Raw genomic sequence first — 12,981 nt, 5'->3', positions numbered from 1 at the left:
GTCACTTTTGAATCAAAAGCGACAAATGACCCATATATGAACAGGTAGGTGAGGCAAGTGACAGATGGATCGAAACATAATCACAGTGGCTTGACGGAAGAGGAATTTTTGGCCGCTTATGATGCGAATGAATATGAGCGCCCATCCGTAACGGTAGATATGCTGCTATTTACGGTAATGGATCAGCTCCAACAAAATTACCGGAAGCTACCGGAGAAGACCCTCCAGCTTCTTTTGATCCAAAGAGGAGAGCATCCTTATATAGGGCAATGGGCGTTGCCGGGTGGTTTTGTAGGCATAGATGAAAGTCTGGAAGAGGCTGCACGACGCGAGCTTAAAACGGAAACGAATGTGGATCAAATTTATATGGAGCAGCTATATACTTGGGGAGATGTGGCACGTGATCCTCGTATGCGGGTAATTAGCTGCGCTTACATGGCATTGGTGGACCACGAATCCTTGGAGGTACTGGCGGGGGATGATGCCGCTGATGCCCAATGGTTTGAGCTGGATTACAGCGTAGCTCAGGAGACGCGGACGAATCAGTCGGAAGGTTACAAATGGGAACAAGACATTAACATCACATTGAAGCATGGGGACATCCATCTGTCAGCCAAAGTAAAAATAACTGAAATTCTTAAGGGGAAAACCATTGAAATTAAGCGAGAAGTGCTGGAGTCACAAGGAATTGCTTTTGATCATGCCAAAATCATTGCGTACGGTATAGAGCGTCTGCGCAGCAAAATAGAATACACAGATATCGCGTTTCACCTGATGCCAGCTCTATTTACACTGAGTGAGCTTCAGCAGGTGTATGAAATTATTCTAGGTAAGGAGCTGTTGGCCGCAGCTTTTCGTCGTAAAATTGCTGATCTCGTGGAAGAAACCAATGAGTATAGAAAGGCAGCCGGACATCGTCCGTCAAAGTTATACCGATTTAAGCCTCGGTCGCGTTTTATGTAGCATAAGGAATATGAAATGAGGAATCTTCATGGAAAAGTTTACGTTTTTTTATCGCAGTCATTCGCCGTTTTCGCAATGGTATCCTTCTGATTTTGTCGTGGATGGATTGGAGTTTAACTGTGCCGAGCAATATATGATGTTAAAAAAAGCACAGCTTTTTGGGGATGAAGAGGCGGCCCTGAAAATTATGCAAGCCCCCACCCCAAGGGAGCAAAAAGCCCGTGGCCGCAGTGTGCGCGGATTTGACCAATCCTTGTGGGAGGCCAATTGCCGGCAATTTGTGTATGACGGTAATTACGCCAAGTTTACACAAAATCCGAATTTGCTCAAGCATCTGCTTAAAACGAAAGGAACCACTCTGGTTGAGGCTAGTCCGACCGACACCATTTGGGGTGTAGGCTTAGCTGAGAGCGATGCTCGTATACGGAACCGCAAGCTATGGCGTGGCACGAACTGGCTAGGAGAAATATTGACGAATTTACGTGAGGATGTATTGCAAAAGGAGGTATAGTCATCATGAAAAATACAATGAATTCCCGGAATAACCGGGATGCCCGATCGCATATGGCGCAGGAAACACTATCCATTTTGGAATATGGATATTATACGAATATCAAACAGGCTCAAGTAGACATGACAAAAGAGATAGGGAATGCGGTCACAGGCTCGAAGTTATATACACCTCCTCAGTTGGTAGCTGTAAAGCAAGAAACAGAGCAAAGAATAAAAAGTATATTGGAGCCTTCTTCCCGCATAGACGAACAGACGATCATTGCAAAATTGGAAGTTACGGGAGAAAGTACGTTACAGGCAGCATACAGACTCCAGGTAGAGGAGAAGCTGACCCACGTGGCGTGTTTGAATTTTGCATCAGCCAAAAACCCGGGAGGTGGATTTCTCGGAGGCAGCCAGGCTCAAGAGGAAAGCTTGGCTCGTTCGTCAGCGTTATATCCTTGCATTTCACAAATGGAAGAGATGTATGGACATAATCGGAAGCTGCGGAGCTGTTTTTATTCAGATTATATGATTTATTCGCCTGAAGTTCCGGTATTTAGGGATGATCAGGGAACATTGTTGGAGAAGCTATATCAAGTCGACTTCCTGACCGCACCTGCTGTAAATGCTGGAGTTGTGCGAGAACGGGAGCCAGAGCAGATGAATCGGATTGGTGAAGTGATGCTGGAGCGGATCCGTTACATTCTTGGAATGGCTAAGCAAAACGGCGTAGAACATCTTGTGCTGGGAGCCTATGGTTGCGGGGTATTTCGCAATAAGCCAGAAGAGGTTGCCCTCTGGTTCAAGCAAGTGCTTGTAGATGAAGGATATGGTTTGCTGTTTGACCGGATTGTTTTTGCAGTGTTGGATCACAAAGCAGACCAACATACTTTAAACAGCTTTAAAAATGTTCTTTCTTGAAGTGAAGGCAGTGCATAAAAACTGTTTACTATAATATCTCATGAAAAAGGAAGGTGCTGAATGAATCCATCATCGAATATAACCTGGCATGTGTCCGATATTGATAAGCAAGCGCGTCAGCTTTTGAATGGCCATAAAAGTCCGGTGCTTTGGTTTACGGGGCTGTCTGGTTCGGGAAAATCAACGGTATCCTCCGCACTTGAAAAAGCGTTATACGCACAAGCCATACACACGTTTATTTTGGATGGGGATAATGTTCGGCACGGTTTAAATCAGAATCTAGGTTTCCTGCCCGCTGACCGTAAAGAAAATATCCGCCGTATTGCTGAAGTTGCAAAGCTAATGGCACATGCGGGTGTTCTAACGATTTGCGCCACCATTTCCCCTTATCGTGAAGATCGTGAAATGGTAAAGGAGATTTTACAGCAGGAAGGTTGCTATGAGATTTATATTCAGTGTAGCCTGGAGGAATGTGAGCGACGCGATCCAAAAGGAATGTACAAGAAAGCGCGTGCCGGAGAAATTCATCATTTTACGGGGATTGATGCTCCCTATGAAGCACCGCTAGAACCGGATCTAATCGTATCCACAGAAGGCCGGGAGGTAATCCAGTCAGTTGAGGATATCTTGGATTTTCTCGATAGGAAGCAGCTGCTTTTATGATTTTATGATGAATTCTACATGAATATTGTCTGAAAGCCTCCATGGCAAAACTTCGAGAAGTGATCGAAGTAATCATCACAGAACGTGAAAGTTGAAGCATACTTATTAGTAAATAAATACAGTAGTGCATATACGGCAAGCCTTATAGGGCTTGCTTTTTTATTTATGATTTTAAACTAATTCTAAATCCTAAATTATAATAATTATAAAAAAGTATTGATTTTTGTTTGTGCACAATTTATAGTGAAAGGCACATAGTTAACCAATTCATTCAAGAGGTGATTTCAATCATGAGTAACCAACCAACGAACCTGACTACAAGCTGGGGCGCTCCTGTTGGAGATAATCAAAATTCGATCACAGCAGGCTCACGGGGTCCCACACTAATTCAGGATGTGCATCTGCTGGAGAAGCTGGCGCATTTTAACCGGGAGCGTGTGCCGGAACGTGTCGTTCATGCAAAAGGTGCAGGGGCGCACGGATATTTTGAAGTCACTAATGATTTGTCTGCATATACAAAAGCAAGCTTCTTGTCTGAAGTGGGCAAGCGTACACCGATGTTTATCCGTTTTTCTACTGTGGCGGGTGAGCTGGGCTCGTCCGATACTGTACGCGACCCACGTGGTTTTGCGGTGAAGTTTTATACAGAAGAAGGCAACTATGATCTCGTGGGCAATAATACACCTGTGTTTTTTATTCGGGATGCCATTAAATTTCCTGACTTTATTCATACGCAAAAACGTCATCCCCAAACCCATCTGAAAAACCCGAATGCAGTTTGGGATTTCTGGTCCTTATCTCCTGAATCGCTGCATCAGGTAAGTATCCTTATGTCTGACCGCGGTATTCCAGCTACACTTAGACATATGCATGGTTTCGGTAGTCACACGTTCAAGTGGGTAAATGCCGAAGGACAGGCAGTATGGGTGAAATATCATTTTAAAACAGAGCAAGGTGTGCAAAATCTTGATGTGGATTTGGCTGCGAAAATTGCTGGTGAAAATCCGGATTATCATACAGAAGATTTGTTTAATGCCATCAAAAAAGGTGATTTTCCTGCATGGAAACTTCATGTGCAGATTATGCCGGTAGAAGATGCAGATACGTATCGCTTTGATCCATTTGATGTGACAAAAGTATGGTCTCAAAAGGATTACCCGCTGATCGAGGTTGGACGCATGGTGCTGGATCGCAATCCTGAGAACTATTTTGCTGAGGTAGAGCAGGCGACATTCTCCCCGGGTTCATTTGTTCCTGGTATTGAGGCATCCCCGGATAAAATGCTGCAAGGACGCCTGTTTGCCTACGGAGATGCACATCGCTACCGTGTAGGTGCAAATCACAATTCGTTGCCGATCAACCGTCCGCATGCGGAAGTACACAACTACCAACGTGATGGTGCATTACGCAGTGACAGCAATGGCGGAGGATCTGTTTATTATGAGCCTAATAGTCTCGGTGGACCCAAAGAATCACCGGCGCATAAAATTGCCCCTTTTGAAGTGTCTGGCGAGGCTCAAAGTGTAGCCTACGATCATCATGATCACTACACACAGCCGGGTGACCTATACCGCTTGCTCAGTGAAGAAGAGCGCGCACGTCTGGTCCGAAACATCGTAAATGCGATGAAGCCCGTAGAAAGTGATGAAATCAAACTACGTCAGATCGGACATTTCTACAAAGCTGATCCTGAATACGGACGCCGTATAGCCGAAGGTTTGGGCTTGACCGTTCCTCAAGGCGAGTAGAGGTATCTGCAAACTCCTAACCTGAAAGCCGTATGAATAAATAATAAAAGGATGTCCCAACACCACGTACATGGTGGATGGGACATCCTTTGTTTTTGAGAGCGATGTAAATCAGGTGCTGCTATATCCTCTGCAAGCGAGGTAAATAGATTACAAGAAACAGTGACCGTCCTAGTGCAAATACGATAAAGGATAGCCAAAGTCCGTGATTCCCATAATGGGGAACGCACCAGAAGAGAGCGATCAAAAAGCAGAGCAATGACATCAGCATCGAATTACGGATCGGATACGTTACCGTCATCCCCGTAAACACACCGTAGAATACCAGTCCCAGCCCGGCTGCCAGCGGAAAGACCACAAGCCATCCATTATAAGGGCCTGTAAGGCTAATCACTGTAGCATTACCCGTAAATAGTGAGATAAGCGGCTCTTTCAGTGCGAGATATAATCCTCCCGTCACTACGCTGGTCACCAGTGTCCAGAACCAGGACAAGTGAATAACCCTTTGCAGCATTTTACGATCCCCGGCACCCCGAGCCTGACCCGTCATGATGCTACTGGCGTTGGCGAACCCGTCAAAAAAGTAAGCCATAATATAATGGATCTGCAACAAAATAGCGTTTGCCGCCAATTGATCGGTTCCAAAGCTTGCACTGCGCGCCGTAAACAGATTAAACATCGTCAGCAGACAGGCTGTACGAATCATAAGATCAAGGTTTGTTGCCATGACACTTTTCAACTCTGAAGCTCCAAACCAACCTCGCCAATTCATCTGTCCGCTTTGCTTCCATTCTCTCCAGATCGATGAGCGGAACACCAGAACGAGACCCAATATACATGCAAAAACTTCCGCAATCAGAGTAGCGCTTGCTACACCAGTGACATTCCAATGCATCATCTGTGTAAATACAATAGCTAATACCATATTGATTACGTTCATTGAAATTTGCAAAAATAATGTAGCCTTCACACGGGATAATCCCATCAGCCAGCCGAGCAGTACATAGTTCACCAATGTAAGAGGGGCTCCCCAAATACGAATGTTAAAATAAATTGCTGCCTGCTCAGCTACATCCCGAGCTGGATGGATTAGCTGAAGAGAAGCTAGCAGAATTGGCTTTTGTAACACAATAAATCCCGCACCAATGAGTAAAGCAATGGCCAGTGGGCGCATGAGAGCAGCTATGCCCTGGTCATTATTTTGTGCCCCCGCGGCTTGTGCTGTGAAAGCTGATGTGCTGACTCGCAGAAAGCCAAACAGCCAATATAAAGTATTGAAAATAAGAGTGCCCACCGCTACACCGCCTAAATACGCGGAATCGCTCAAATGACCGATTACAGCTGTATCCACCGCACCGAGTAGCGGGGTTGTAATCGTCGAAATAATTAAAGGGATAGCTAAAGCAAGATAGGCTCGGTGGGAAGGCAACATGTTGAAAAAACCTCCAGTAATGATTGTGTGTAGGGATGGCGATCCGAATGAAATAATGCTTCCTTGGGAAAATGCTCAAGCACACTGCCTTCTTTCATGACCATGATTCGATCACTCATAAAGTGCACAGCCGCCAGATCATGTGAGATAAACAGATAAGCCAATCCTAGCTCATCCTGTAAATCCTTGAGCAGATTCAAAACAGTGGCTTGTGTGGTCACATCCAGACTTGCTGTTGGCTCGTCCAATACGATAAAATCCGGCTCTGTGCTGATGGCACGTGCGATGGTTACACGCTGCTTTTCCCCACCGCTGAGCTGATGTGGAAACTTGTTCAGATAGCTGGCTGGAAGCTTTACCATCTCAAGTAAATGTTCTGCTATATCCCGACGTTCTGAGGACATACCCGTCATAAAAGAAGGAACATAGTACTTAAGCTCGTCCAGTGGTTCCAGTAGGGATTGCAGGATGGTTAGTCTGGGGTTCAAAGCCGCAGATGGATGTTGAAAAACTGCACCCAGCCTGCTGCGAATCCGTTTTAACTCGCTCCGCTTTAATCCCCGGATAGACTGTCCATCCAGTCTAAGCTCACCTTGATCAAACGGGTCCAATGTCAAAATACAACGAGCGAGTGTGCTTTTCCCACTGCCGCTTTCCCCGACAATACCCAGACATTCTCGAGGGGAGATGGACAGAGCAATATCTTGCAGCACCGTTTTGCCTCCAGTGTAAGCCTTCGTCAAACCGGAGACGGTCACGACAGCATTAGACGTGTCTTGTTGCTGAGCGCAGGCGGCTTGATTATTCATGCAAAGCACTCCTTTCCAATGCGTTCTGTTCTTCAGTGCTGTTGTAAGGCAAACGTGCTGGAGCGCCCGGAGACAGCGGTGGAATAGCCGCCAGTAGACGACGAGTATACGGGTGGGCCGGATGGTTCAGCACCGCTTGCGTTTCACCAGTTTCAACCAGCGAACCTTCGCGCATCACTGCGATTCGATCTGCATACTTGCGTACATGACGCAGGTCATGAGTGATCCACAAGACAGAAATACCCGTCTCCGTCCGGATTTGGTCAATGAGCTGGAGCACCCGATGAGCTGTGAGCGTATCCAGAGCTGTTGTAGGCTCGTCGGCAATAAGCAACTTCGGCTCCAGTAGCAGTGCAGCCGCAATAGCTGCCCGTTGCAATTGACCGCCGCTGAGCTGAAACGGAAAGCTGCGGTACACGCGCTCGGCGGGAAGCTGTACGCGCTCCAGCACCTCGATACAGAGTTTCTTACGTGCCTTGCGATCTTGTTTGCCGTGGGCGCGCATCAGCTCGTCCAGTTGGCTGCCTACACGCAGAAAGGGGGTGAAAGCCCCGTGGTAGTCTTGAAAAATGTAAGATATTTCACTACCAAGCAAAGAACGTCGTTGTTTAGCGGATAGGGCTAGCAAATTATTGTCCTTCCACGCAATGATTCCTTTCGCTGTAACAGAAGAGGGGAGAAGGCCGCCGATAGCAAACGCCGTCATGCTTTTGCCGCTACCGCTTTCGCCGGCTAGAGCACACCATTCCCCCGGACGAATGGCAAGCTCCAGTTGCTCTACAATCGTTTTTGCATTTGTCCGAATCGTTAAGCCTTCAATAGTCAGCATGTGCCAGTTCACTCCTCTGTCCGGGTTTTAACATCATAACGGTCGCGCAGTTTGTCTCCAAATACGTTCGCCAGTAGCACTGTTAGCACGACAGCTATCCCTGGAACCAGCATCAGGTGGGGAGCCATTTGAAAATACGCTCGTCCTTCATTCAACATAGTACCCCATTCGGGAATTGGCGGCTGTGGACCTAAGCCCAAAAAAGATAGAGAGGCAATCATTAAAATGATTTTGCCGATATCCAGCGTAGCCAGCACAAGAACATTCCCCATTGCATGGGGGAGAATATGCCGCATGACAATCCGTAGGGAGGAGGTACCCGCCAGTATGGATAACGAAATGTAATCCTTTTGCTTTTCTGCCAGAACGGTACTACGCACCAGGCGTGCATAACCAACCCATTTTACCGCAGTCACCGCGAAAATAAGATTTACTAAGCCTGGTCCGAGCAAACCGCTCAGTACAATGGCAAAAATATAATCAGGTAATGTCATGAAGGCATCAACTACCCGTTTGAATACACGATCCATCCAGCCTCCAATAAATCCTGAAAGCAGACCAAGAGGGACCCCGACAACCAGCGAAACGGCCAAAATCAACAAACTGGTTCCGACAGTCGTCCGAAGTCCAGCTATGACTCTAGATAGTACATCTCTGCCCAAATGATCCGTTCCCAGCCAGTGCGTAGCGCTGATCGATTGTAGTCGATTCCCCATCTGGATACGATACGGATCTTGCGGTGCAAGAAACGGAACGACTGTAATTGCTGCAAGAATGAGCAGGATGGAGAGCGACACGATCCATGTTTTAGACAATCGTGTTCTAGTGAGCTGCCTGTTTTCCGCATGTACGGATTTTATCATGATAAACGTTTCTCCTTCAAAGCGATTTCGGGATTGACCCAACGGTAGGACAGCTCTACCAAGATATTGATACATACAATGAATGCAGCCATAAATACGGTATAGCCCTGAATAATGGGGTAATCCCTTGCAGCAATGGCATCCACAATCCATTTGCCCAGCCCCGGATAGGCGAATAGCACTTCAATCACGACTGTGCCTCCCAGTAGGCTGCCTATACTCTCACTGAATACCGTAATGAGTGGAACTAGACTGTGGCGGAGCATGTGTCTGAAAAAAATGCGAATGGGGCTGATGCCACGCGCTTGCGCCGCTTTGATAAAGTCTTGCCCCGAGCTTTCTATCAGACTTGCGCGGATCATTCGTACATAAACGGCCGCCATTGCTAATCCCAAGGTAAGAGAAGGGAGTACCAAATGAAAAGCGGTTCCTTCGCCCATAGACGGCAAAACGCGCAATTTAACTGCAAACCATTCGATAAACAAAAGCCCCAGCCAAAAACTGGGAATCGAAGAGCCGATTAAGGCAAACACACGACTGGCGCTGTCAATCCAGCGGTTACGGTAGAGCGCCGCCATTGTTCCCAGCGGGAGAGCTATCAGCAGCATAATGAACAGGGAACCTCCGGTCAGCAGCAGTGTATATGGCAGCTTTTCCATAAACTCTGTGAATACCGGACGATGGGTTAGATAAGAATGTCCAAAATCAAACTGAAGCAACTGAACCAGCCACTTAGCATATTGCACAGGTAATGGCTGATCCAGCCCCAGTTGGCTGCGCATATCCATAATTTGCTGATTGGACACAGCTACATCGTCTACCCGGAGAATGCTCCGGACGGGATCGCCCGGAACAAGCTTAAGCAGACAGAAGCTCACAAAGGAAAGAATAAGAAAGAACAGTACAAGTTCAAGAAACTTTTTGGCGATGGATTTGAACATGCTAGTTCACATCCAGGTCCTGGGTCAGCAAGTAGTATTCACTTTGGCTAGTTACCCAGTTATGTACATAATCGCGATAGGCCACTACGTTGTTTGGATGGACCAGAAAAGATTGCAGATTTTCTTGGTCAATCAGCGTGACAGCCTTCAGCGCCAGCTTGTTGCGTGGTTCTTCATTCACGGTTGTGTTCAGCAGTGAAATCATACCCGTGAGTTCCGGTACATGCACACGCCCATAATTCAGCGCTCCTTCAGGCATGTAAGCCGCATTCAGAAAATAGCTTGCATCGCCGCGCGGGGCTGTAATGCTACTATAAGTCGCTAAATCCCAATCTTGATGAGCGGCAAGGTATTCGTCAATATTATCAACCTGACGGATATCAATCGTAATGCCAAGTTCTTTAGCGTTAGCCTGTATCAGCTGGGAAATGAGTGGAAGCTCCGCTCTCGACTGGTAAGTTAGTAATGTAAGATGAAGCGGCTTGCCGTCGGGGTTTGCAACTTTTCCGTTCTGCACTGTATATCCAGCTTGCTTGAAGCCTTCTCGTGCAGCATTCAAATCAAACTTTTTCGTGATATATTCGGGTGAAAATGGAAAGTCGGGCAAGAATGGCCCTTGAGCAGGGGTTCCCTGGCCGGACATGATACCGCTGGCAATCTCATCACGGTTGATCAGGTTATCGAATGCCTTACGCACAGCCGTCTTTTTCAGATCGTTATTGTTCATATTGTAAATAAGTTGATGCGTTCGCAAACTAGGAAGCGAGTCTACCTTAACGGTAGAATCAGCTTTCAATAGCTCCAGGCTTTCAATTGGCGGGCGATACACAATATCAGCAGTTTTGGCTTGGAAAGCAAGCTGACGTGCATTGGCGTCTTCGTTAAACATGAATTTGGCATGTTTCAACTTTACTTCACCGTTCCAATATTGTTCATTGCGATCTAAATTCAGTTCACTTCCAGCACGGAAGCTGGCAACCTTGAACGGTCCCGTCCCAGATGGGAGGTCACCTGTAGCTGTGATGTCTATAATAGCCGTATTCGGATGAACCAGCTCAGACACAAATTCTGGGAAAGGCTTGTCTGTCGTAATGGTCAAAATCTGTCCATCCGCATGAATATCACGGATATGTAGCGCATTTTTGACCGATGGATTGAGCTTTAACGCTCTTTCCAAAGAGGCTTTGACAGCAGCAGCATTGACGGCTTTACCGCTGTGGAAGTTCACACCTGATCGGATGTTGAAGGTCCAGTGCTGTCCGTCCTTGCTGTTCCATTTGTCTGCAAGCCAAGCTTCCAGCTTAAGATCCTTGTTCACTTTTATCAGTGTTTCACTTACTCCAGCACGAACAGCTGTGTAATTTACATCTGAATGGGGGTCTATAGTAGGGCTTTGCACGTTGAACAATAAGGTGACACTTTTATCTTGTGGTGCAGCAGATGGAGAGGGTGAAGCTGACGGAGATGAAGCGCAGGCTGCCATCATCACCGCCATTACCGCAGGTATAAATAGTTTAAAATAAGAACGCTTAAACAACAGGGAGTCCTCCTTAATAGTAATCGTAATTTTTACGCTTTAACTCATAAATCATATCGTAACCAAATGAAGGTGCTTTGTAAATATGTAATTGATGAATGTGTATGTAAATTCATATCAAAAAGACTGCTAACCAATAGTGATATGGTTAGCAGTCTTTAAGTTTATTCACATATTTTTAATTTGGGATCACATGAAAATTATAAATTAGTGCATGGGAGCTTTGGCAGTGCCATGTTCAACATGAACTCTACGGATGAAAAAGGCAAGGATCAACCCGATCACACTGATGATCATCGCAAAGAAAAATGAATTTTGTGATCCGATTGTCATGGCATTGGCCATTTCATTTACGGATTCAGGCATACTGGATTGGCTCAAATAGCCATCCATACCTTTGGAGAGAATGCTTACCGCTACGGCTGTACCGATTGCACCAGCAACTTGTTGGAGCGTACTCATAATGGCTGTTCCGTCTGGGTATAGATCCATAGGGAGCTGATTTAGGCCGTTTGTCTGAGCTGGCATCATAATCATGGAAATGCCGATCATCAAGCAGCTATGAAGCACAATAATGAGTACAAGAGTTGATGTTGTTGTAATGCCGGACAGGAAAAACAAAACAGCAGCTACAATCACAAGTCCTGGAATGACAAGCCATTTGGGACCAAATTTATCGAATAGGGAGCCCATAATGGGAGACAAGAGACCATTGATAATCCCACCAGGCAGAAGTACCAAACCTGCTGTTAGAGCAGACAGAGCCAGCCCTTTTTGCAAAAAGAGTGGAAGAATCAGCATTGTAGAAAGGATCGTCATCATACATAGGAATACCATGATAACGCCAATAACAAACATTGGATATTTAAACACACGCAAATTCAACATAGGTTGCTTCATTTTCAACTGGCGTACAGAGAACAGAATCAACGATACCAGACCGATGATTACAGGAAGCAAAACAACCGGGCTAGCCCAACCTTCGCCACCTTCTCCGGATTTACTGAAACCAAACACGACACCGCCGAAGCCAATGGAAGACAATAGGATAGATAAAAAATCAATTTTGGGCTTGGTCGTTTTTGAAACGTTTTGCATAAATAAAACACCGCAGATCAGCGAGAGAACCAAGAATGGAAGGGAGATCCAGAAGATCCAGTGCCAAGACAGATTTTGCAGTACCAGTCCTGCAATGGTAGGTCCCACCGCAGGTGCAAACATAATGACCAATCCGATGATCCCCATAGCCGCGCCTCTCTTTTCAGCCGGGAAAATGATCAAGATGGTGTTAAACATCAATGGCAATAACAACGCCGTACCAATGGCCTGAAGAATACGTGCGATCAATAGCACTGAAAAAGTAGGTGCAAGTGCGGCAACGAGACAACCGGCTATTGAGAATAGCAACGATGTCACAAACAGCTGTCTTGTCGTAAAGGTTTGAATCAGCAATCCCGATACAGGTACTAAAATACCGAGTGTAAGCAGATAAGCGGTTGTCAGCCATTGGGCTGTTGCAGTTGTAATATGCAAAATCTGCATCAAATCATTCAGTGCAATGTTAAGTGCCGTTTCACTGAACATCCCAATAAAGCCGCTAAGGAGCAGCGCAATCATAATAGGTAGCACCTTGAACGTTTTGGGTTCAGAGGGTGAACTTGTTTGACTCATTGTACTCATGTTGTTTTTGTTCCTCCAAATAAATTAATAGTGTTGAATTATAACAATCGGTCTATATATAATAAACATGTTGTTATTTTTTTGTCAAAGTATAAGTTGT

Annotated in this window: 12 protein-coding genes; 5 read left to right on the top strand and 7 right to left on the bottom strand. The window is 46.0% G+C overall.

What is annotated here, in order from left to right:
* Positions 1 to 57: 57 nt before the first annotated feature.
* From T3H97_RS13420 to katA, 5 genes are all read left to right on the top strand, one after another.
* Complete coding sequence (locus T3H97_RS13420) at positions 58 to 963, top strand: NUDIX hydrolase (protein ID WP_328799962.1); 906 nt, start codon at positions 58 to 60, stop codon at positions 961 to 963.
* A gap of 28 nt (positions 964 to 991) precedes the next feature.
* Positions 992 to 1,474: a riboflavin biosynthesis intermediates N-glycosidase gene (locus T3H97_RS13415; RefSeq protein ID WP_250238945.1), complete on the top strand. Its 483-nt coding sequence runs from the start codon at positions 992 to 994 to the stop codon at positions 1,472 to 1,474.
* A gap of 5 nt (positions 1,475 to 1,479) precedes the next feature.
* A complete protein-coding gene (locus T3H97_RS13410) occupies positions 1,480 to 2,379 on the top strand; it encodes a TIGR02452 family protein (RefSeq protein ID WP_328799961.1) in 900 nt (299 codons plus the stop codon).
* Positions 2,380 to 2,439: 60 nt separating this feature from the next.
* Positions 2,440 to 3,042, top strand: coding sequence for an adenylyl-sulfate kinase (cysC, locus tag T3H97_RS13405; protein ID WP_328799959.1), 603 nt, complete (start codon positions 2,440 to 2,442; stop codon positions 3,040 to 3,042).
* A gap of 290 nt (positions 3,043 to 3,332) precedes the next feature.
* Positions 3,333 to 4,790 (top strand): catalase KatA, encoded by a 1,458-nt coding sequence (gene katA, locus T3H97_RS13400; RefSeq protein WP_328799958.1) that lies wholly within the window; start codon positions 3,333 to 3,335, stop codon positions 4,788 to 4,790.
* A gap of 121 nt (positions 4,791 to 4,911) precedes the next feature.
* Here katA and T3H97_RS13395 read toward each other — a convergent pair whose 3' ends face one another.
* The 7 genes from T3H97_RS13395 to T3H97_RS13365 all read right to left on the bottom strand — a co-directional run bounded on the left by T3H97_RS13395 (position 4,912) and on the right by T3H97_RS13365 (position 12,872).
* Positions 4,912 to 6,222 (bottom strand): MATE family efflux transporter, encoded by a 1,311-nt coding sequence (locus tag T3H97_RS13395; RefSeq protein ID WP_328799957.1) that lies wholly within the window; start codon positions 6,220 to 6,222, stop codon positions 4,912 to 4,914.
* Positions 6,189 to 7,031 carry an ABC transporter ATP-binding protein gene (locus T3H97_RS13390; protein ID WP_328799956.1) on the bottom strand — a complete coding sequence of 281 codons (843 nt, stop codon included), beginning with the start codon at positions 7,029 to 7,031 and terminating at the stop codon, positions 6,189 to 6,191. Before T3H97_RS13390 ends, T3H97_RS13395 begins: the two co-directional genes overlap by 34 nt.
* Positions 7,024 to 7,860, bottom strand: a complete 837-nt coding sequence (locus T3H97_RS13385) for an ABC transporter ATP-binding protein (RefSeq protein ID WP_328799955.1) — start codon at positions 7,858 to 7,860, stop codon at positions 7,024 to 7,026. Before T3H97_RS13385 ends, T3H97_RS13390 begins: the two co-directional genes overlap by 8 nt.
* Before the next feature lie 8 nt (positions 7,861 to 7,868).
* Positions 7,869 to 8,723, bottom strand: coding sequence for a nickel transporter permease (nikC, locus tag T3H97_RS13380; protein ID WP_250271504.1), 855 nt, complete (start codon positions 8,721 to 8,723; stop codon positions 7,869 to 7,871).
* On the bottom strand, positions 8,720 to 9,664 hold the full coding sequence (nikB, locus tag T3H97_RS13375) for a nickel ABC transporter permease (RefSeq protein WP_328799954.1): 945 nt from the start codon (positions 9,662 to 9,664) through the stop codon (positions 8,720 to 8,722). Before nikB ends, nikC begins: the two co-directional genes overlap by 4 nt.
* Position 9,665: 1 nt before the next feature.
* Positions 9,666 to 11,201, bottom strand: a complete 1,536-nt coding sequence (gene nikA / locus T3H97_RS13370; protein ID WP_328799953.1) for a nickel ABC transporter substrate-binding protein — start codon at positions 11,199 to 11,201, stop codon at positions 9,666 to 9,668.
* 207 nt (positions 11,202 to 11,408) lie between these two features.
* The gene (locus T3H97_RS13365; RefSeq protein ID WP_190845181.1) at positions 11,409 to 12,872 is read right to left on the bottom strand and encodes a DHA2 family efflux MFS transporter permease subunit; all 1,464 of its coding nucleotides are present in this window, start codon (positions 12,870 to 12,872) and stop codon (positions 11,409 to 11,411) included.
* Between the last annotated feature and the right edge of the window lie 109 nt (positions 12,873 to 12,981).

The organism is Paenibacillus sp. LX16 (genome assembly GCF_036252815.1).
Lineage (GTDB): Bacteria > Bacillota > Bacilli > Paenibacillales > Paenibacillaceae > Paenibacillus > Paenibacillus polymyxa_B.
This window is presented reverse-complemented; position numbering and strand designations above follow the sequence as displayed.